This is a genomic window from Rhodovulum sp. YNF3179 (genome assembly GCF_050586465.1).
GTDB lineage: Bacteria > Pseudomonadota > Alphaproteobacteria > Rhodobacterales > Rhodobacteraceae > CAJXYS01.
Window position 1 is genome coordinate 104,356 of record NZ_JBOCEG010000004.1, and the last position, 19,947, is coordinate 124,302.

General features: G+C 59.4%; 15 protein-coding genes, 1 tRNA gene and 2 rRNA genes (1 of these 18 only partly in view). 5 read left to right on the top strand and 13 right to left on the bottom strand.

Going from position 1 to position 19,947, the window contains the following annotated elements:
* From ACQ5SP_RS08200 to ACQ5SP_RS08210, 3 genes are all read left to right on the top strand, one after another.
* A 23S ribosomal RNA gene (locus ACQ5SP_RS08200) occupies positions 1 to 1,454 on the top strand; it begins 1,491 nt to the left of the window's first position.
* An 83-nt stretch (positions 1,455 to 1,537) separates the two neighbouring features.
* A 5S ribosomal RNA gene (gene rrf, locus ACQ5SP_RS08205) occupies positions 1,538 to 1,652 on the top strand.
* Between the two features lie 52 nt (positions 1,653 to 1,704).
* Positions 1,705 to 1,781: transfer RNA gene (locus ACQ5SP_RS08210), tRNA-Met, on the top strand.
* Here the strand turns inward: ACQ5SP_RS08210 and ACQ5SP_RS08215 are convergent.
* The 8 genes from ACQ5SP_RS08215 to ACQ5SP_RS08250 form a co-directional block, all read right to left on the bottom strand.
* Positions 1,738 to 3,435, bottom strand: a complete 1,698-nt coding sequence (locus ACQ5SP_RS08215; RefSeq protein ID WP_430938163.1) for a recombinase family protein — start codon at positions 3,433 to 3,435, stop codon at positions 1,738 to 1,740. The two genes, ACQ5SP_RS08210 and ACQ5SP_RS08215, sit on opposite strands and share 44 nt — an antisense overlap.
* A 149-nt stretch (positions 3,436 to 3,584) precedes the next feature.
* Entirely contained in the window at positions 3,585 to 4,520 is a 936-nt protein-coding gene (locus ACQ5SP_RS08220) for a phosphatase PAP2 family protein (protein ID WP_430937871.1), read from the bottom strand.
* A gap of 295 nt (positions 4,521 to 4,815) precedes the next feature.
* Positions 4,816 to 4,983, bottom strand: coding sequence for a hypothetical protein (locus ACQ5SP_RS08225; protein ID WP_430937872.1), 168 nt, complete (start codon positions 4,981 to 4,983; stop codon positions 4,816 to 4,818).
* Between the two features lie 145 nt (positions 4,984 to 5,128).
* On the bottom strand, positions 5,129 to 5,572 hold the full coding sequence (locus ACQ5SP_RS08230; RefSeq protein ID WP_430937873.1) for a hypothetical protein: 444 nt from the start codon (positions 5,570 to 5,572) through the stop codon (positions 5,129 to 5,131).
* Positions 5,569 to 6,138, bottom strand: a complete 570-nt coding sequence (locus ACQ5SP_RS08235) for a hypothetical protein (RefSeq protein ID WP_430937874.1) — start codon at positions 6,136 to 6,138, stop codon at positions 5,569 to 5,571. Before ACQ5SP_RS08235 ends, ACQ5SP_RS08230 begins: the two co-directional genes overlap by 4 nt.
* A gap of 352 nt (positions 6,139 to 6,490) precedes the next feature.
* The gene (locus ACQ5SP_RS08240) at positions 6,491 to 6,739 is read right to left on the bottom strand and encodes a hypothetical protein (RefSeq protein ID WP_430937875.1); all 249 of its coding nucleotides are present in this window, start codon (positions 6,737 to 6,739) and stop codon (positions 6,491 to 6,493) included.
* Between the two features lie 767 nt (positions 6,740 to 7,506).
* The gene (locus tag ACQ5SP_RS08245; protein ID WP_430937876.1) at positions 7,507 to 9,804 is read right to left on the bottom strand and encodes a UvrD-helicase domain-containing protein; all 2,298 of its coding nucleotides are present in this window, start codon (positions 9,802 to 9,804) and stop codon (positions 7,507 to 7,509) included.
* Positions 9,801 to 10,490, bottom strand: a complete 690-nt coding sequence (locus ACQ5SP_RS08250) for a hypothetical protein (RefSeq protein ID WP_430937877.1) — start codon at positions 10,488 to 10,490, stop codon at positions 9,801 to 9,803. The genes ACQ5SP_RS08245 and ACQ5SP_RS08250 overlap by 4 nt, the downstream gene beginning before the upstream one ends.
* Positions 10,491 to 10,860: 370 nt before the next feature.
* On the opposite strand from ACQ5SP_RS08250, the gene ACQ5SP_RS08255 reads away from it, so the two are divergent.
* Entirely contained in the window at positions 10,861 to 12,174 is a 1,314-nt protein-coding gene (locus tag ACQ5SP_RS08255) for a plasmid recombination protein (RefSeq protein ID WP_430937878.1), read from the top strand.
* Between the two features lie 143 nt (positions 12,175 to 12,317).
* A complete protein-coding gene (locus tag ACQ5SP_RS08260) occupies positions 12,318 to 12,746 on the top strand; it encodes a hypothetical protein (RefSeq protein WP_430937879.1) in 429 nt (142 codons plus the stop codon).
* A 361-nt stretch (positions 12,747 to 13,107) separates the two neighbouring features.
* Here ACQ5SP_RS08260 and ACQ5SP_RS08265 read toward each other — a convergent pair whose 3' ends face one another.
* From ACQ5SP_RS08265 to ACQ5SP_RS08285, 5 genes are all read right to left on the bottom strand, one after another.
* Complete coding sequence (locus ACQ5SP_RS08265; RefSeq protein WP_430937880.1) at positions 13,108 to 14,511, bottom strand: hypothetical protein; 1,404 nt, start codon at positions 14,509 to 14,511, stop codon at positions 13,108 to 13,110.
* Between the two features lie 10 nt (positions 14,512 to 14,521).
* Positions 14,522 to 15,433 carry a DUF6384 family protein gene (locus tag ACQ5SP_RS08270; protein ID WP_430937881.1) on the bottom strand — a complete coding sequence of 304 codons (912 nt, stop codon included), beginning with the start codon at positions 15,431 to 15,433 and terminating at the stop codon, positions 14,522 to 14,524.
* Complete coding sequence (locus ACQ5SP_RS08275) at positions 15,430 to 16,608, bottom strand: cell surface protein (RefSeq protein WP_430937882.1); 1,179 nt, start codon at positions 16,606 to 16,608, stop codon at positions 15,430 to 15,432. The genes ACQ5SP_RS08270 and ACQ5SP_RS08275 overlap by 4 nt, the downstream gene beginning before the upstream one ends.
* Positions 16,609 to 16,867: 259 nt before the next feature.
* The gene (locus ACQ5SP_RS08280) at positions 16,868 to 17,407 is read right to left on the bottom strand and encodes a hypothetical protein (protein ID WP_430937883.1); all 540 of its coding nucleotides are present in this window, start codon (positions 17,405 to 17,407) and stop codon (positions 16,868 to 16,870) included.
* 423 nt (positions 17,408 to 17,830) lie between these two features.
* Positions 17,831 to 19,783: an alpha/beta hydrolase gene (locus ACQ5SP_RS08285; RefSeq protein WP_430937884.1), complete on the bottom strand. Its 1,953-nt coding sequence runs from the start codon at positions 19,781 to 19,783 to the stop codon at positions 17,831 to 17,833.
* Between the last annotated feature and the right edge of the window lie 164 nt (positions 19,784 to 19,947).

The window sequence follows — 19,947 nt, forward strand, 5'->3', positions numbered from 1 at the left end:
TCCAAGGGTTCCTGCTTAAAGCTAATCTGAGCAGGGTGAGCCGGCCCCTAAGGCGAGGCCGAAAGGCGTAGTCGATGGGAACCAGGTAAATATTCCTGGGCCAGGAGGACGTGACGGATTGCGGACGTTGTCGGACCTTATCGGATTGGTTCGGCAGCCAGGCAGTCCCTGGAAATAGCCCTCCATCAGACCGTACCCCAAACCGACACAGGTGGACTGGTAGAGCATACCAAGGCGCTTGAGAGAACGACGTTGAAGGAACTCGGCAAAATACCTCCGTAAGTTCGCGAGAAGGAGGCCCGGGTGCTGGGCAACCAGTGTCCGGGGGCACAAACCAGGGGGTGGCGACTGTTTACTAAAAACACAGGGCTCTGCGAAGTCGCAAGACGACGTATAGGGTCTGACGCCTGCCCGGTGCCGGAAGGTTAAAAGGAGGGGTGCAAGCTCCGAATTGAAGCCCCGGTAAACGGCGGCCGTAACTATAACGGTCCTAAGGTAGCGAAATTCCTTGTCGGGTAAGTTCCGACCTGCACGAATGGCGTAACGACTTCCCCGCTGTCTCCAACGTCGACTCAGCGAAATTGAATTGCCTGTCAAGATGCAGGCTTCCCGCGGTTAGACGGAAAGACCCCGTGCACCTTTACTACAGCTTCACACTGGCATCAGGCCAACGATGTGCAGGATAGGTGGTAGGCTTTGAAACAGGGGCGCCAGCTCCTGCGGAGCCATCCTTGAGATACCACTCTTCGTTCGCTTGATGTCTAACCGCGGTCCGTGAACCCGGATCCGGGACCCTGTGTGGCGGGTAGTTTGACTGGGGCGGTCGCCTCCCAAAGAGTAACGGAGGCGCGCGAAGGTTGGCTCAGAGCGGTCGGAAATCGCTCGTTGAGTGCAATGGCAGAAGCCAGCCTGACTGCGAGACTGACAAGTCGAGCAGAGTCGAAAGACGGCCATAGTGATCCGGTGGTCCCGCGTGGAAGGGCCATCGCTCAACGGATAAAAGGTACGCCGGGGATAACAGGCTGATACTGCCCAAGAGTCCATATCGACGGCAGTGTTTGGCACCTCGATGTCGGCTCATCTCATCCTGGGGCTGGAGCAGGTCCCAAGGGTACGGCTGTTCGCCGTTTAAAGAGGTACGTGAGCTGGGTTTAGAACGTCGTGAGACAGTTCGGTCCCTATCTGCCGTGGGTGTAGGAGACTTGAGAGGAGCTGCCCCTAGTACGAGAGGACCGGGGTGGACGATCCACTGGTGGACCTGTTGTGGCGCCAGCCGCAGTGCAGGGTAGCTATGATCGGAAAGGATAACCGCTGAAGGCATCTAAGCGGGAAGCCCCCCTCGAAACAAGGTCTCCCTTGAGGGCCGTGGAAGACCACCACGTCGATAGGCCGGAGATGTAAGCGCAGCAATGCGTTCAGTTGACCGGTACTAATGGCCCGATAGGCTTGATTTGATCCAGTAGAAGCAAGGCTTGCTTCAAAAACTCAAAAGCAAACAAAAGACATGGAAAGCGTCTCGTCCCTGTTCCTTCCTCGGTTTGGTGGTCATAGCGCGAGCAAAACACCCGATCCCATCCCGAACTCGGTCGTTAAGTGCCGTAGCGCCGATGGTACTGCGTCTCAAGACGTGGGAGAGTAGGTCACCGCCAAACCTAGAAAGGAACAGAAATTCTCTCTAAACGATGCCAAAACCAAAACAAATGGCGCGGGGTGGAGCAGTCCGGTAGCTCGTCAGGCTCATAACCTGAAGGTCAGAGGTTCAAATCCTCTCCCCGCAACCAACTCGAGCGAACACGCATTTGCATCGAAGCCCGCCCCCTCGGCGGGCTTCGCTCGTTTGAGCATCTCAACAAGATCCCCGCGGATATCCAGGAGGTGAGCACCGGCTGCATCGTCCCAGGAGACGACGATGCGGTCGAGCATGTCCTGTAGCTCATCGCTCGCCCGCGCTGCGATCCTCTCGTCCGAGAGCGTGTTCAAGAGATCGTCTACAAACGCGCGGTAGCGCTCAGGAAGATCGTCGGGCAGTTCGACGGCCTGGGGGACGAGCGCGTCACGCTGTCCGCGCAATTCCTTCAACTCCGCGTCCACGGCGTTCAGGCGCTCGATGACGGACGCAGAATACTGCCCCTCTTCGATTGCATTCAGCAGGTTCGCCCGGTTCTTCTCGAGCTTGCGCACCTGTTTGTCGTGGAGCCGGAGCGCTTCCTCGGCTTCGCCCTGGCTGGAGCGAAGATGCTCTTCCACGCGGCCGCGAAACTCCTCGTAGGCTTCCTCGGTCATCAGGCCGTCCTTCATACATGAGACCACCGTCTCGGCCGCAAGGCGTTCGTTGAGGCCCGGTTGCCCTTTGCAGACACTCGAACCCTTCTCCTTGGCGTTGGCGCAGTAGTAGGCCTTATACTTTCCGCTCCCGGCGATGGTCATCCGGCCGCCGCAGAGTTCGCATTCCAGAAGCCCGGAGAGAGGGTAATGGCGCCGCCTGAGCATCCGGCTGGATGACAGGCCATTGCGGTCGGTGGCCGTGACCGCTGAGCGGACCTTCTGGGCCTTCTCCTGCCGGGCCTTCACGGCGTCCCATAGCTCCTGGTCGATGATCCGAAGATGTGGCACCTCGCTGACCACCCACTCGGACGGATCATTGAGGCGGGCAACCCGGCGGTCCGTCACCGGATTCTTCACATACCGATGGCGGTTCCAGACTCGGCGGCCGACGTAGAGCTCATTGTTGAGAATGCCCGTGCCGCGGGACCGGTTGCCGTTGATCGTGTTCTGCTTCCAATGCCCTGAACCGGCACCGCGTCCGCGCGGCGAGGGGATCTCTTCTGCATTGAGGTCGGCCGCGATATTCATAGGCGAACGGCCATCGACATACTCCCGGAAAATCCGCTGAACGATAGCCGCCTGCTCCTCGTCGATCTCGATCTCTCCTTTCAGCACAACGCCATTCTCGACGGGTTTGACGCGGTAGCCGTAGCTGAGCCCGCCGCCGCTCTTGCCGGCCACGACACGGCCCTCAAGCCCGCGCCGTGTTTTGCCGGCGAGGTCTTCGAGCTGGTGCGATGCCATCGCCGAGCCGAAGGCCAGCGTGATCCCGCTCACCTTCCCATGAGCAGTGCTGTAGATCTCGACATCGTGAAAGCGCGCATCCTTGTAGAACGCCGCGGTATGTTCCTGGTCGCGGGAAATCCGGTCGAGGCTCTCCGCGACCACCACATCGCAGGCACCGTTACGCATGTCTTCCAGAAGTGCTTGGAAGCCCGGCCGCGCACGAACAGAGCCGCTTGTCTCCCGGTCCGTATGCTCGGCGACGACCTGCCAGCCTTTGTCCTTGGCGAATGCGCGGCACTTGCGCAGCTGGTCTTCGATCGAGGCCGGGCTCTGCAGATCTGAAGAACAGCGGGCGTAGAGAATGGCACGGGTCGACTGGTGCATGGGACCTCCGGTAATCGCGCCCAAGGCGAGCGCAAGATGAGCTGGGATAGACCTCGATCTTGGTGCGCGCGATGGACTTCGAGGGTGAAAGTTATTGCAGGCCGATCGACGGGCAATGCTGGTGTATGGGTGCTAACGCTGCCCGCGTTTTAAATTGAGGGGCTTTCAGTTATTTCACCATGGCTGCGACGGCGCGCTTTGCGTTTCATCCACCACCAGAGACCTACGATGAGTGCGATGGAAACGTAGCCATCGATTGCATAATGCCAGCCGAGATGTACCGAGAGGAACTGGAAGATCAATACCGTCGCGATCCAAACTGGAGCTAACCTCGGGAGGCGTTCGAAGAGATACAAGGCCAGCAGTGCTACGAATCCGACGTGGACACTCGGAAACGCTGAAATGCCAGAGCCCGCGAAAAGGCGTCCGCCTTCATATACAGCCCAAAGGTGATCATGCATCAAGCCCACGCGTGATGCGGCAATACCGGAGCTCGTGAGCGCCTCATCAAGACCTGCGAAATACTCAAGCCCAGTGAGACGGTCATGATAGATTGGACCAGCCGACATTCCTGCAAGCGCGAGCACATTACCAAGGAACACCCACCCGACCAGATAGAGCATCAGAAACCGGGAACGCCGGGCGTTATCGGGATCAAGTAGAACCAGAAGCATCGGGAAGAATGTCGATACGAAAACCCAGCCTTCCATGTAGATCCGTGAGAAGATGACGGGAGGAAGGTCGACCATCCACTCATGTGTTAATGACCAAGGGTCGCGCCCCCCATGTAGCCAGGCATCTACACGAGCAAATGCGCGGTCTGCGTAGAATGGAACCGCGTCTGGTAGGGTTGTCTTTACAAGAGAAAATGTCAGGAGGAATAGCAGTGTTGCGAACCCGATGGCCGCTGCTTTTCCAATACTCGGAAGAAGACTGCGGCCGGATAGTAGTAGCGCTGGCACTACCAAGATTCCGAGTGTTGCTCCGTGAACATATACGATCGATATGGCAAGTTCCGGCATCGCTGTAATCGCACGCAACAGCGTTGATGGCCCATTGCCGCGCACAAGCGAAACAAACGCCATACCTATCGCGAAATAGGCGATTATATAAGCTATATAGGACTTCTCCCCAGCCGATAGCTGCCATGATCCTCTTCGGTAAATGAGACTGCTTCGGGTTGCCTTGGCGGCGTTGGAAATCGGTTGCAAATGTGATCTCTTGGTCGTCGGCTTAATGAAAATACAGGTCGGAAGAAACCGCACTGAGATTGAAATTGCAACAGCCTATGCGTGAAAATTCTTGAAGTTAAGTTTGTTTAGGTTGTCGTTTTTTGAGTAATTTTTGCCTATCTGTTTCGGTGCCAAGTCAGGCTCTAAGTCAAGGAAGAGAGCATGCAGGCAGCCCGGAAAAAATCATTGCTTGCGTGAACGTAATCCGTAGGTTCAACCATACCGTGTCCGAAGGTTCGTCCTCCGGTTCGCGCTCCCGCGCGACCCGCTTGGCAGCAACTTCGGCGACAAGGTCGATGATTTTTGTGAGAGGCATCTGAGTCTCCTTCGGCTGAGGACACTGAGCCCCATCAGCTCGAATGAGCAGAATTGCCTCGGATAACAACGGCCAACGGTGGTGCCCGCGCGGGGAAACCCGCGCGGGCATTCTCGGCGAAACGCCGGTCGCCGAGGCTTGCTGATCAGGCACGCTTGCGCATGTCCGCCAAAGCACGCTCGGCGTGCATCGCGTCATGCACGCCGAGCAGGGTCTGGCGAAGTCCGTCGATCCCTGAAACCGCGCGTGCGAGCGCCTCGGCATCCCGGGTGCGGCGCGTCCGGGTGAGAACCACTCCGCCTTCGATATGGTGCTCGTCGGCGATAACCTGATTGGCGGCGGTCGTTCCGGCTTCGATATAGCCCGTGAGGGTATCCACGAGCAGGTCGATGTCGGCCAGAACGGCTTCATCGAAGACCTGGCGCCGTTCGATCGCGGAGACCACTCGCTCCGCGGTCTCGGCGTCGGCAGTTCCGATACGCGGGATGACCTCCTCGCGCAGCACCTCAGCGCAACTCCGGGCCTGGGCGAAGGCCGAAGCCGCGAGGGTGTCGATGTGGTCGTAGGTCAGGGGTAGAGCAAAAGTCATTGTGCGAGTCCCTTCTTCTTGTCGGAGTTCCTGGCAGCGAGCAGGGCGCGGTTCCGCTCCCGGAAACCGCGTCCCTCGCGACGCCATTGGAGGCGTTCCTTCCGCCTCTCCTCGCGGGCGTCCGCGGCTATGTCGGCTTCAGCTTGCAACCGGGCTCGAACTGCATTCATCCGCTCGATCAGCGGCCCATTCAGGCGTCCGATCACCGGCGATCCGTTGCCTCCGATCCGGGGAAAGCCCGGGTTACCGAGACTGACGATGATCGTCCGGGCACAGACGAACCGGGTCGGCTTATTGACCCCCGCATCGGCGAGCGCGTCCTTCTGGGTGACATGAACCTCGTAGCCGCGGTTCGCGCGCGTGGTTGCTGAGGTTCCGTAAGCGAGCTTGGCGAACCGCTGGCCCTTGGAGGTGTAGACATCGAGCACGAGGCAGGGGCGGCACTTCGGGCCCTTACCGGCACCGGAACGCTCGGCGATGGGAAACCGGAAGAGAATGATGTCGCCGCGACCCAGGGTGGCCTGCCAGTCGGCTACCTGAGGTGGGAGGGAAGATTGATCGAACATGTCGGCTCCTTGCGTTGGGGAGAGATCGACGCCAACTGGGGAACCTGCCCCTTGTGGGGGCTGCGGTTCCGCGCGTCACAAGGCGCGCGCGGAACCGCACGCTCCATAGCCTCGTCCATCCACGCAAGCTGCGCGGATCACGTTGAGTCCGGTCTTTCGATGGTTTGATAAGTCGGCGTGCAGATGTTGCTTGATTTCTGCGAGCGGGCAGTCTGGCTGCAAACATGCAGGTCAGAATGCCTTAATCTATCTGCTTGGGCCGGGTTCTACGGTAGACTGAAGGAAAAAGGACGGCGACCGAAGCCGCCGTCCAACGAGGGTCTTCTACCTCCCTGTCGGACTTCTGGCGGCGTCAGTTCACAAGCCGAAGCGCTTCTGTGGCGGCTTTCGGATGGACATCGCCTCTCAGCACCTCACCGACCCTGAAAGTGTTAGTGCCGAGCTTCTGAGCGATCGTCTGGAACTTCTCACCTTTCAGACGCATGAGGTGCGCAGTAACTGCATCGTCGAAGTCCAAGGCCGTCCGCTCTACGACGGTTGGGTTCAGTTCAACCCCGGTGACGGGGTGTCTTTCTATTGCCATGGCTTTTCCTTTCTTCATGGCCCCAAGAGGCGGGCCAAGATTTTGGGTCCGCCCGCTTGGCGCTACGCACTTTTGATCGGCGGCGCAGCTCTGCCGGCTGGCCGGCCCATAGAGAATCACCCGTCCAGCGTGTAAATTGTCGCAGCCTTCGCGCGCCAATCAACCCCCATATTGTGCATTGTTCGACGGGTGGCACTATAAGTAGTGGTGAAGTGCTTTACCTTTTCGGTAGCAGGTAGCAGGTAGCAGGTAGCAGGTAGCAGGTAGCAGGTAGCAGGTAGCAGGTAGCAGGTAGCAGTTAGCAGGTAGCAGGTAGCAGGTAGCAGGTAGCAGGTAGCAGGTAGCCGATCCGATTGATCCAGAGCCCTGCGGAACGGTCTTGGCTCGCCGGACGCCGCCAGAGAGGGTGCAGGGATCTGCGCCGAGCAGGTCCCTGCTCTGGGGAATCCGGAGGGGGCGGCGCGTCCCTACGGTCCGTCGGAAGACGCTAAGGGAAGTGCAGAGGGGTAGCGGCGAGCATACCCCTCTGCCCGCCGGAGGCGCCTGGGGAATCCAAGGGGCGTGGCGAACGCTCCCCTTGGCCCGCGCGGGGTAGCGCGAGCAAGAGGGGGTCTTGGGGGAGGTGTGCGGAACGACCTCGCCCAAGCGGGTCCAGGGCAGAGCCCTGGCGAACGACAGCTCGAACGAAGGGGTTACGCCCCGGAGTGCGAGCTGATTAGTGAGTAATGAGCCAAGCAGGAAGACAGGCGTTGGACTTCCGAACCAATGCCTCAATTACGTTAGGCTTAGTCGGTTCCTTCTACAAGGCCGTTGGCAGCCGCAGCTTTAAGAAGACTGCTTGAGCCGCGCGCGTTTACCCCCATCAACAGCAACGCGAACCGCGCCCTTGACGCGGCGACATATAGCCGATTGTGCGCAGCATAATTGGCAAAGCTCCGAGAGTCGGCGTTTGACGTAGCCCCCGCGACTGGAACTCTTCCCTCGTCAACTCCCACGATTACTACCGCATTGAACTCCAGGCCTCCAACGAAGTCAGAATGGGCCAAGACGAAGTGACCGGATTTTTCAGCCTTTCGCAGCTGCACGTAGTCTCCGCGTCTTTCAATAACGGTTGTTGGCTTGTTATTCTTCTCTGCATAGTCTTTCAGACTACTGAGTAGATCATCCGAAAGTGTAGTAATGAGTATGCGGGCCTTCCCAGACTGAGTCTCCTTTGCCAATTTCTCGGCTTCTTGGAACGCAGCTTGAACCATCGCGTCGTCATCTGTGTATTCTTTGTACTTTGTTGGGCATGATCTCCTCTCTTCCTCTGCGGTAAATGTGCTATTGCTTTCGAGAAGAGTATTTTCAAAGTTTGTAAATAGTGTTGCGCCGGACGCAAGAATGGATTGGCAAAACTCCCGAATGTGTGGTGCATTACGGAACACGGCGTTGACGGTAGTTATATCATTTTCCTTATCGCCATTCTCAAGAAGTTCGTCATATGCGTTTACATCACCCCAGCCTCTATCGCCGACTGCCTGAGCTTGGTCAACGGTGAAGGAAATTGGATTTTTAGATACTCGCCGTGAGAAGTGATGAAAAACGTGAAGCTCATTTATATTGAAAAGATGAGTTTCATCTATGGCAATAAAGTCAAAACCCTCCCTTTCCCTGCGCCTCCGCCATATTGGAGTGTCGAGCTGCCCGATGGCGGATATTACTACATCATCGGTATCGAATTGACCTGCATTTTCGAGCTGATCCTGATAAAGGCGGTACACTGAGAACGCATAACCTCTATCCGCTTCGTTATTTACTGGTAGGCCGTACTTCAGTGGCGGGCAGTTCTTGTAGATATCAAATCTCTCACCTGATCGACCCTTGATTTGAACACTAATTTCATGTTGGAAAATCTGTGACTGTATTTCCTTAGCTTGGCCTTGGATGAATTCTCTAAACTGATCGCTAAGATGGGGTTTGAATGACGGAAACTCTTTCTGGAGAGCCTCTGAAATAGCGCTCTCTACATACAGTTGTTGCAGGATTTTAGAATCCTGCGCATCTCGGTCTACAAATTCCGATTCTTTAATGGTTGTATTTAATAGCTTAGCGCAAAGGGACGCGAGTGTTTCAACAGAAAGGCTTACACTCGCACTTTCGGGGTCTCTATCCTTGAAGTCTTTAGTGTCAACAACAGATAGTATCTCGTTGATGGTATCCTTGGTCGCTTCGCTGTGTGTTACCAAGAGCCCACGGCATTCTCTCCCTTTGCGCTCTGCTTCGCGGAGGATGTAAATAGTTCGAAGCAAAAGTGAAAGTGTTTTCCCGGTGCCAGCTGGGCCTTGAAGTCTATGCGGAACCTCCGGTGTGGCGAAAACGAATGCCCTCTGTTTGTCAGTGAGAAGTGGCAGCCATTCCTCAAAAGGCATATGCGCGGGTCTCGCCGCGTCTGGAGCTTCAAGTTTCGTTGAGGTTAGGCTTCCTGACGGCTGGTCCGCTTCAAGCCTTTCCGCGGTCCTCTCCAAAGAGGAATAGATCTCTGAAAGTCTGCCAATGACTTTCCTAAAATTTGCGGTGTCTGGGCTCTCGTTTGGCGAGCTGGCGCCCTCCCAGCCGGACTTGTAGGCAAGGAGAAAGTGACCACCGAGTTCTCGCTTCTTTAGCCGCTCCTTGAGAGGTTCTCGTTCAAGGGTAATTCGGAAAGGGACCGGAGAGTAGGGAAGTGGGAAGACGACAGCTTTGCTTGTTCCGGTAATTATTTTCTCTGAATTGTTATAAATCCCATTATTCCAATACTTTGCGCAAAAACGGAGAAGTTTTTGAAATGACGTCAGCGTCTCACTTTCCCGAAGCTGCGTAAACAGGAGGGATTCTTCGCAATCAATGACCAAGTACTTCTTTTTTTTCCAGTTCCCCTTGGTCGTCATGAATACGCCATCTTCGTCTTGAAATGTGGTCACTTTGCCAAGCTTGTGTACAAAAGAGACTGTCCCGCTTAGAGCCTTGATGAGTTCTTCGCCGGCCTTGAAGTCGATGGATTGATAGTGTCTGCCCGATATAAGTTCAGAAACAGCTCCATCGTCGATGCAAACATATTTCATTGTTTTCCACCCTTCTGAATGCTCAGTTGAGTAATGGCTGCGATATCATCTTCAAATGGATCTGCTACACCAATTCTTCCAAATAGGTTCGAAAAAGACTGTAATAGATGTTCGATTGTCGGCGAGGCGATTTCTGAAATCGGCATTGCAAAATCACTATGAGAAAAATTAAGACCGCCTGCGTCAGTTTTGGGTCTTATGGCATTGTACTCTTGTTTTGAAAGTCCTTTTGCCACTTTTTCCGCAGTTCTTTTTGGAAGAGATGTCATCTCACGAAGGAGGCAGACATATCCCGGTGCCTCCTTTTCACCTTTCTCAAGTCGCTCCAGTAGGTAGTGTCCCAATACGTCATGACGACTGAGACGCTCAATCAATAATTTTATTTCGTTCTCGTATTCTTCGCAAATCCAAGCGAAGAGCGCCTCTGCGCTCCCAGTCTCGGCTAGTTCATCAAGTTGCTCTTTCATCGAAATGGTTTTGTGGAATCGATCTGCCTGTTTTTTTTGATTTTTGCTACCCTCGTCTTTCGGGAAGTTTACGCGTGCAATTTCCTTTAATGAAATAGTCCTGAGGAGGTTTTCAGATAAAGCGGCCTGCTTGAGTTGTTGTTTAAGCTTTCCATTAAGGTCATTTTGAACCTTGGTCGTCAGTATGTCTAATCCGTCTCGCCGCAGCCAATCGTTCAAGCGTACAACTGGAAGGTAACTGAGAATAGGGTATTTGTCCTGTGCGACGTCACAACGCGCGGTAATAGTAAGGCCATGAACCGGGCACTCGTTGTAGCGAGCGGCGGCTGCACAGCAGAAGACCGTACCTTGGGTTAGCTTACCCAGTGTAGGACTGCGTAGATCTGGACGGACTTCCACTTTTTCTTATCGACTGCTGTTTCAAGTAAAAGGAACTAAACCAAGGGGAAGCTGTTGCTGCAACCTTAGATTGGCGCCGTTGGGATGGCAGCGTTGTTGGGTTGTGCAAGAAGAATGTTCGTTCTGCTCGGCTATCGGCCATCTCGTTTGACCCCATCTCCTGACCTCCACAATCCAAGGAGGTCCGAAGATGGACGGAGCCGTGTCGGAACAATTTCACCCTGTAGTCCTGCGTTTCGAGGGCCTGAGCCCGTCGGACCTTGCAGGCTACGAAGCACATCGATGCCGCCGGGGCGGCGATCTCGGACATGTTGACGAGACTCGCTCTGATCAGAATCGGCGCCTGATCGGTCCCGCCGACTGGGCTGAGAGAGCCTTGGAAGAAGTCGAGACGATCAAGGCGGAGAACTTCGCCGCGGAGCTTGAGGCCCTTGAGAGCCGAAAGAGGCGCAAGGATATCCAGCGGCGTCTTGCTGAAGGGCCGCATGACCCTTGGCGCCCTACACGGCATGGTCCCATGAGGGAGCTCATCCTGACGGCCAACAAGGAGTGGTTCGAGGAAGACTTGTCCGTCTTCTTCGGTGAAGCAACCACGAACCAGCGTGTCGCAGAGTTCGAGCGTCTCGCAGTCGACTGGCTCAGGGAGACCTTCGGCGAGGACGTGATCCATGCCCGTGCGGATCTGGACGAGGAAGCCTACCATATCCATGCGGTCATCATGCCGCGCGAGACCGTCGAGATGAAGCGAACCGACAAGGCTACTGGCGAGAAGAAGGTTATCGCCAGACGGAAGATGCTCCAGCCGTCGAAGTTCGATGTAATCCGCGACTATGAACTGGCGCAAGACAGCGTCGGCGAATGGTTCGCGCCTCTCGGACTGACGCGCGGTGAGCGCAGGGCGCAGGCCATCCGTGATGCGCTTGAGAATGGCAGGGAGTCACCGAAGAAGCGTCGCCATGTCCGCCCCGCTGAATGGCGGCGGCGGCAGGAGAAGGAACTGGCGGAGAAAGAGGCTCATCTTGAGGTGCGCCGGCGCGAGGTAGAGGCCCGCGAGCGAGAGGCCGATGCGGTTCTGGCCTTTACCGAAGGCATTGCTTCCGGAGAGCTCGATGAAAGCGGTCGCGAAGTGAAATCTGGGTCGGTCGAAGTCCGCGCGGATAATCCGTCGCGGCTTCCCAGGAGTCCCGCCTTGAAGGCGTCAAGAGGGTTCGGGCTTGCTCGCAGGGCATTCCGATCAGCCCTGAGGCGTCTGCGAACGCGCCTGGAGGCTGATGCCCGCGCCGAGGCCGAACGGCAGGTAGCCGAAGATCTCGCCGAGATCCGTAAGGCGGACGATATTATCGTCAGTCTCGCTGAGCTCTTGCCCAACGATATGCGTGCGAAGCTCGCTTCTGCGAGGCGTAGCCTGAGCAAGAGGATTGTCGGTCTTGAGCGTAAGTCAGAACGCCGGAAGAGAGACCATCGGCGGGAACGGTCTGGCCCGGCGTCGGACGGTGAAGAGTAGAAAGTTTCGAGCCTTGTCAGGCAATTACAACAGTCGGTTTGAATTTCGCTTTTGCGCTCATCCAGGTCGGAACATTTCCAGAACACCGGCGACGTAGCGACGCCGCCGGACACGATGGAAACAGACTTATGCAGGAGCAGGACATGCCCAAGAAGCTTCCGACCAACAGCCAGAAACGCAGCCGCAAGGCACGCAGCATCAGCCCGTCCCAGAGCAAGCAGCTTGAGCGCGCCATGGACCGCGTCGCCCGCGTTGCCAGCACCGTCGGTCGAAAAGATGAGGTCGCGCAGCGCAACGCGCGCCTCGCAATTGCTGACACCGTCGAAGACTGGCTCGACTGGCTCGCCGAACAAGACCCGCAGGCCGCCGAGGATTTCTATGTTGAGCTTGAGATCCTCGCTTCGGCGACCAACAGGCGTCGCATCCAGAAGCACGCTCTTCGTCCGGATGGGGTCGATGAGCGCGTGGAGCGGGAGCTGTCCCGCCTCGACCGCGAGGCCACTCGAACCACAGAAGACGGCACCAAGGCCAGCGCCTCGGGCTCTCAGGCTTCGTCCGAAGAGGCCTCGTGACGACGCCGAAGGCCTTGAGGCGGCCCCGGCAGCGCGGATGGATGCCTCGGAAGGTATCGCCCCCGCGTTTAGGCCGGCGACCGCCCCGAGGCTGACGGTAACTTGCGCTGTGGAGGTCTTCAACGCGCATCAGGGCCTGGCCGCCGCGTATCCGCGGCGCGGCGAGATACAAAAGATTCGTCTTCGCGTGAGTCCAAATCCCTTCCCCGCAACCAATACCCACCAATAATAAAGCCGCAAAAAAAGCCTCCCAAACGGGAGGCTTTTTGTGTTCAGCACCCCAAAGACCCAACAACCAAAAAAACCGCAAGGGCGGGGTCTCTCCGGGGTATCCCGCGCAGGGATCCTGTCTGCGTTGGTCCTAGAAGCCACCACCGGTGCTGAAACCGCCGCCCGCAGATCGCCCGCCGCCGAAGCCGCCGCCGGTCCTGAACCCGCCACCGGCAGACCGGCTCCGCCTGGCGCGGTGCGTGCGCATCGTCGAGCGTAGAACACGATGCTGGCGAGAGAGGTGATCCCAGAACCCGTTCCGCGACAGGGTCCCCTCGAGAAGGTTCTGCAGCAAAACAGCTATCAGGTCGCCATCGCGAAAGGTGGAGTTTGACCGGGCGTAGCGCCGGCGCTTGAAGTCGCGCGCGATCTCTCCGAGCTCTTTCAGCCGGGCAAGCCTCTGGTCGAGCCGTTCTTTCAATTCGACCCGTGCCGCGTGCAGTGCCGCGATCTCGCCCTGGGACTCCATGAGGCGTCCGACGATCCGGTCGTCTTCCGCGCCGAGGGTTTCCTGCGCATCCTGGAACAGGGCCTCCACGTTTTGCCGGCGAAGCTCTCCTGCGATCAAATCGACGGCCTGCAATGACCATTCGTCCGCGCCGGAGGCGAAGGATGCCAACTCGGCGAGAAGATCCTCGTGCTGCTGCGCCAAGGCGTCTCGCGCATCCTCCGTCTGCTCCAACGCGGCTTCTGCCGCCTCCAGCGCATCGTCAAGGGGCGTCAGGCCGTCTTCGGCACGCGCTTTCTGCCACAACTCCGACAGGGCCTCTTCCTCGGCCGCCGCCTCTTCCGCCAGCCGATCTGCATGGCCGCGCAGGCGTTTCGGGATCTCCTGGAGACGCCCGAAATCGCGCCGTGCCGCGTCATAGCCGATCAGCCCTGCGACCCAGCCGTCCAGGGTGCGTATCAGCGGCATCGCCGCATAGCCGGGTAAGCCGAACCCGCGGGTCCAGAGATACATGAATAACGGGCTCTGCTCGTAGGCGGCGCGCTTCTCGGCCAGCTCGGTTTCGCTCTGGTTTGCCTTCTCGCCTGCGTTGGTCGCCTGGATGTCGATCTTGTGCGCGCGGTCTTCCTGCGCGCTAAAGGCGGGATCTTTTTCAAGCCGCGCGCGCGTCTCGGTCTCCGCCCTTTCGACTGCCGCGCGTGCCGCGGCGACGTCAGCCTCCTGACTGGCGCGCCGTGCGTCGAGGTCCTCGAGCCGCTGAACAAGCTCCGCGCGCCGCGTCTGTGCCGCTTGCCTCGCGGCGTCACGCTGCGCCAGAAGGGCCAGCGCATCCTTGTCGGCCCGGTCCAGGCCGCCGGTGAGGCTATCCCTGTCGATTGCCTCGAGACGAAGCCCCGCGAGGTCGCGGTAGCCCGACAGCTCTGCCGCGCGCGCCTCTTCCGTCTGTTTTTGAAGCGCCTCCAGCCGATCCTCGAGCGCGCTGACGGCCGAGGCCTCGTCAGCAAGCGTTCTTTCTATGGTCTCCAGCGCCTTGCGTCCCGATATCATGGCGCATCTCCTACCAACGCGTAATCGCGGCGCCCGTGGTCGGAAAGGCGTAGGCAGGCTCCAGGGTCCCACGCGGCTTTGCGCCGAAGATGTCGTTCTGGATGATGCCGTCATCCTGCTTGTCCGCGGCGATCCGTTCGAAGATCGCCTTGTCGACGCGCAGCCCCCAGGTCGAGACCCGCTCGACCGACCCCGTCTCCTCGTTTTCGACGGGCACGGACACGGCCTGGCCGCGCGGATCAAGGGCGTCGACGATGATGTAGTAGTTTTGCGCGGCGGAATTGACCTCGGGCACCCGCCAGACGCCGGTGAGGCGTCCCGGCTCGTTGACGATGCGCAGGCGGTAATCCTGGTCCAGACGGTCGCGCAGGTTCCCGAGGTCTTCCAGCGCCGCGCGCGCCGTCGCGGGATCTTCCCGGTCGAGGGCGGCGCGGCCCGTCTCGAGCATGGTATCGGCCATGATCGTGGCGTCCGGCACCGTCGATACCGCGATCACCTGGTCGTGGAGCTCGGCGAGCCTCGGGCCGAGCATGGCATTCGGCCGTGTGACCGTGACGTAGTTGACGGCAAGAATGACCAAGACCAAGGCCACGGCGCCCAGAACCCATTTTCCCCACCGGTCCCGGGTCACGTAGATCCGGGCGAGCCGTATCGCGAGGCTGTCTTCCGGCGGATCGAAGACGAAGCGATTGGCCGCCAGCGCCGCGACGCCATCCTCGAGTATCCGGTCGGGAACGTCGATGCCCTGGGCTTCGTAGATGTCCTTCAGCCGTGCCTTGAGGTCCGCGCGCCGGCTTGCATCGTCCAGCTCACCGCGCACGAGCCGCTCACGTCGCCGAAGCGTGTCAACGACATCCATCGCCATCATGACCTCGTCGAGAGGCTGGCGGGTGGCAGCGGTTCCCGCGTCCGCGCCCGTCATCCGGCGGCCAGCCCCTTGCCCTCCTCGGCGAGGCGGGCGAGCCGGCGCTTGCCGTCCTCGACCGCCTGGCGGATCTCCTCGGCGTTGGCCGTGCTTTGCCGACGCATTTCCTCTATGATCTCGTGCGATCGCTCCTGCCAGGTCACGACCGACTCGACCAGCTTCTTCACGGCGTCAGCCCGTATCGTCGGCCCGTACCCGGCCTTCAGCGCCGCGTCCTGAACCTTGCCGCCGATTTCGGCCAGATCCTCGAGCGACTTGCTGACGCCTTCCTTCATCGCCTCGACGGTCTGCGTGCTTTCGTGGAGGCCGAAGAGCCCGGTGAAGGACGCCGTCAGGGCAGTCAGGACCACCTCGTTCGTGGAGAAGAAGGAAATCGCCTGGGAATAGACCCGTTCCTTGGCGTTCGTGGTCTGCAGCAGGCGTGCCATGATCACTTCGGAGGTGTTGTAGCTGACCGTCAGGTTGTCCGAGAGATCCTTGGCGACCTGGTAGCGCTTTTCCTCGTTCTGAAGGGCGCGAACCTGTTCGTCGCGCTTCAATTCGAGGCGGGCACGCTCGGCAAGATCGTCTCCATGATAGGCTTCGAGCGCGGACATCGCCTCTCCCAACGCGTCCTTGGCCGACTCCAGGCGCTGGCCTGCCTTTTCGAGCACCTCGAAGGCCAGCACCTCCGATTCCTTCAAAGCACCACGGAAGTCCCGGTAGGCCTCGAGGATGTCCTGCTCACGTACGATCTGGTCCTGCGTGGCGGCCGTGACATCCAGGTAGGTGTCCTTGATCTTGTCGAACCGAGAGGCGATATCGCCGCGCGTCACTTTCATCCAGACATTTCCAAGCCGCTCGAAGGTGTCGATCCTGCCGTCTTCGACCTGCTCGACCATCGACCGGGCGTCATCGCGGATACTGTTGAAGGCGTCGGTAATGGCGTTGTAGCGCTCGCCCACATCCATCGTCTGGACTTGCTGGCGGACGATATCGTTGAAGACCGAGGCCTCGCTCAGGGTTCGGGCGATTGCCGCCACGCGCATTTCGTCGAGGTCCGAGATCTGGTTGAGAAGGGCAACGATGGGGGCTTCGCTGGTCTTGGTATCGGTCGACGGCAGCAGACCGAGGTCCTGAAGCCGGTTCATTGCATTGTCCAGGTATTTCAGAGGGGTCGCCATCTCGGTCATTTTGCTGTCTCCAATTCGATCTGTGCCGAGGCCCGCCAGGCCGGGAAAGCCGGCTTCTGAGCCCCAGGCTACCTTTCCCGGGAAAGTTCATTGCCATGCGAGACGGCGGCAGCGACCCGGACAGAAAATCGGCACGACCCAAGATTATTGACCGCTCGAGCCCTTGCGCGCGGTTTCTATTCACCGAGATTCAGTCGGGTCTGTCAATATGATCGGATCGTCTGAAGGGCGGGCGCGTCCATCACCGGCAGATATCCGGTCAAAGACGCCCGTCACGCAGATTGAAGACCTGGCCGTTCCCGCTCGTTCCGCAGACGACGTGGTGATGACCGGCCGCGAGCTCGATGTAGTAGTTGTCGGAACCTTCCTGGCCGGCATTGACGATGTGAACGTCCCGCATCCGGACGCCAAGGCTCGAAACCGCCTCGTCCCGACAGGCCGCGATTGCCGCGCTCGGCACCCTGACCTTTTGCGCATGGCCCTGCTTGTGCGCGAGCCGGTTTTCGCGCTCCTTGTGGCCGGCGGCATAGCCTTCGCTGTAAGCCCGCGAGCCGTAGCCGGTGTCAAATCGTACATCGTGCAGACCGTCACGGTATCCCGCTTCGAACATGGCTTTCTCTTGAGCACCCTGAGGGCGGTATTCACCCTGATAGTGCTTGTTATGGTGGGCGAGAGCCGCAATCCCCAGGATTGCCGCGGCAGCCAAGCCGGCTTTCTGTTCGTCAGTCATCGCGGCGCTAGGATGCGCCGAGCCGAAAACAAGAGAGCCTGCAACCAGACCCGAGATAAGGAACCTCATCATCGCCTCCCAATGTGTCCCGTGGATTGTGCCAATCCCAATGCGTGTTCCTGGCCCTGACCCCGGACGCTGCCGGTGAAAAGGCCCGCGCGGCCGGGGTTCGACCGCGCGGGCCAGGTGCGCTGTCTGGGGAAACAGGGCCAACACACGAACAAGTTGAGCCGGCTGAACGATTCTGCGAAGGGCGAAAATATGCGTACGGGGATGAATGCGCCGAGGGATCCTTGCCGGGGAAACACGCGACCCGAGATCCCCGGCCGGTGTTCATGAACCCGGGCGGGCCGACATCGTGAATGGCCCCGTTCAGTGGGTCGCCGCGGAACCCGGCTGCCGGCGCAGCTGCCGAACTGGCCGGATCCTACAGCGAACGCAGCCGGTATGTGCCCGAGTTGCGCCTGCGCGCATGGCTGCTTGCATAAGGCGCTACTGCGGCAATGACTCGTCCGGCTGCACAAACCGGTAGCGCGCCGCGTCGAGGCATGCCGTGTTCAACGGGGTCTCCGGGGCGAGAATGAAGGACTGCACAAGTGCTTTTCCGCAAGCGTTGAACAGCCCCGACACATGCCCCGACATCGGCACCGTCACGACCCTGGCGTTGCTCAGCGTCTCGGCGGCGCGCAGTCCCCATTCCGGCGGCGTCGCGGTATCGAGGGCGCCGTTGACGACCAGCGTGGGAAGATCGCTTTCGACACCAGGGGGCGCCGGCGCGTAGGCCTCGGCTGCCAAGCCGAGCTGTTCGCAGCTGATCTGATAGCTGGGCACCCACTTCGCCGACTCGCCGATCAGCTGCGGCGCCTCGAACTCCGCATAGGCGTCGAAGGCCACGTCGTTGAAGAAGCTGTAGGAGATGTCGTTGCATCGAACGATACGGTGCGTGATCGAATCGACCATCGTCCGGCCGCGCAGAAACGAGTCGCGGGTCAGCTGGCTGAAGACGGCCGCGAGTTCGTCCTCCGCCAGAATGTCGATGAGTGCCAACATCTCGGTCTGCAGGGACGGAATGACGATCGCTTGCTGCACGAAGCTTGCCAGGCCGTCAGCGGTGCGCTGGTCGCGATGGATCAGCAGCGGTTCGAGTTCGGACATGGTGCGATTGGCGGTCGACCCGCCCGTCGCTTCCAGATAGCCTTCGAGCAGCGCCACGAAAAGCTCGCTGCGATTGGTGGCCTCCAGAAGGGCCTCGCGGATGATGGCCGCGCCGGCGAGGATGAAGGTAAGGTCATCCTCGATCGCATCGAATTTCTCGGAGATGCTTTCGAAACGCGCATGCGCCTCCGCCATGGCGCCTTCCGGCGCCGGCGGCGTCGGCTGCATCTGCGCATTCGGCAAGCGCACGTCCCCGCGAGAGGCGGCCCCGGCCAGATCGAACACGGCGAACTCTCCCTGTTCCAGCTCGGCGATCAGGCGCGGCAGGAAGGGGAGCATGTTCTTCCGAAGCGAAATCGAAGACAACAGGATGCCGGCCAGATCGTCCGCGGTCACCCGCGTCCCGTCCTCGCGCACCAGGGGCTCCGCCTCGAGACGGGCCAGCAGGTCAACCGTGCGCTGGCGGATATCGGGATAGCGCGCGGCACAGTCCGCATCGGCCTCGCAATCGGCGAAGACACGCAGGATCACATAGGCGTTCAGGACCCCCATCTCGTAAAATTCGGTGTTGCGCGGGGCCACGCCGTCGATGACCGCGGTGCGCAGGGGCGGCAGGTCGGTCCCGGCGGTCGTCTCGTAATGATCCATGATGGCGAGCGTCACCGAGCTTCCGTAGGATCCGCCGAACAGGTTGTAGGCCGGATAGCCCAGGTGCCGCATCAGCGCGATCGTGTCCCGGACCGTGTTTTGCGTGCTGTATTGCGTGATATCGTTTCCCTGGGCTTCCAGATACGGCACGCAGCTACGGTAATCCGTGACCTCCGCGACGGCGGCCATGATGTCATAGACCGCCTCGGGGGCACTGTCGGCGCCGATGTCCATGGCCTCGAACCGTTCCTCGATGGCCGCGGAATCCTCCTCGTAGGTGTCGGGCGACGCGATCCGCACATTGATGGGACAGAGCAACTCGTTGCTGTGGGCCGTGCCGCGCTGGTCGAACACGATGATGTCGCGGTTCCGGCGCAGGCCCGCCGTGCCACCGGCGATCTGGCCGAGGGAATTCAAAGCCGATCCGCCCGGCCCGCCCTGGAAGTAGATGACAGGGTCCTCGAAGGGCGCGAGGCTGTCGCTCTTCATGACGATGTAGGAGATCGGGATCGTTCGCCCGCCCGGTACGTCCCAGTTCTCCGGCACCTCGATCTGGCCGCAGGAGAAGGTCTCGCCAAGGATTTCGCCTTCTGGAACGGGAATGGCGCAGGCCGGTGTCGCATCCTGTGCGCTCGCTGACATGGGATGCAGCAACGCGCAGGCGAAGAGAGCTGAAAGACTTCTGGAAATATTGCTGTTCATGCCTGGTCGACCTCCGATTTTTCCCCGGGCCTTACGGTTTGGATGTTTTGCTGCGCAGCAGAGGCTTGCCCAAAAGCGCAGGACGCAGGATGGCCGCGAGAGAT

Coding starts and splice junctions, on each gene's coding strand:
- ACQ5SP_RS08215 (WP_430938163.1), bottom strand. CDS start 3,435: ATGCACCAGTCGACCCGTGCCATTCTCTACGCCCGCTGTTCTTCAGAT.
- ACQ5SP_RS08220 (WP_430937871.1), bottom strand. CDS start 4,520: ATGGCGTTTGTTTCGCTTGTGCGCGGCAATGGGCCATCAACGCTGTTG.
- ACQ5SP_RS08225 (WP_430937872.1), bottom strand. CDS start 4,983: ATGCCTCTCACAAAAATCATCGACCTTGTCGCCGAAGTTGCTGCCAAG.
- ACQ5SP_RS08230 (WP_430937873.1), bottom strand. CDS start 5,572: ATGACTTTTGCTCTACCCCTGACCTACGACCACATCGACACCCTCGCG.
- ACQ5SP_RS08235 (WP_430937874.1), bottom strand. CDS start 6,138: ATGTTCGATCAATCTTCCCTCCCACCTCAGGTAGCCGACTGGCAGGCC.
- ACQ5SP_RS08240 (WP_430937875.1), bottom strand. CDS start 6,739: ATGAAGAAAGGAAAAGCCATGGCAATAGAAAGACACCCCGTCACCGGG.
- ACQ5SP_RS08245 (WP_430937876.1), bottom strand. CDS start 9,804: ATGAAATATGTTTGCATCGACGATGGAGCTGTTTCTGAACTTATATCG.
- ACQ5SP_RS08255 (WP_430937878.1), top strand. CDS start 10,861: ATGGACGGAGCCGTGTCGGAACAATTTCACCCTGTAGTCCTGCGTTTC.
- ACQ5SP_RS08260 (WP_430937879.1), top strand. CDS start 12,318: ATGCCCAAGAAGCTTCCGACCAACAGCCAGAAACGCAGCCGCAAGGCA.
- ACQ5SP_RS08265 (WP_430937880.1), bottom strand. CDS start 14,511: ATGATATCGGGACGCAAGGCGCTGGAGACCATAGAAAGAACGCTTGCT.
- ACQ5SP_RS08270 (WP_430937881.1), bottom strand. CDS start 15,433: ATGACGGGCGCGGACGCGGGAACCGCTGCCACCCGCCAGCCTCTCGAC.
- ACQ5SP_RS08275 (WP_430937882.1), bottom strand. CDS start 16,608: ATGACCGAGATGGCGACCCCTCTGAAATACCTGGACAATGCAATGAAC.
- ACQ5SP_RS08280 (WP_430937883.1), bottom strand. CDS start 17,407: ATGAGGTTCCTTATCTCGGGTCTGGTTGCAGGCTCTCTTGTTTTCGGC.
- ACQ5SP_RS08285 (WP_430937884.1), bottom strand. CDS start 19,783: ATGTCAGCGAGCGCACAGGATGCGACACCGGCCTGCGCCATTCCCGTT.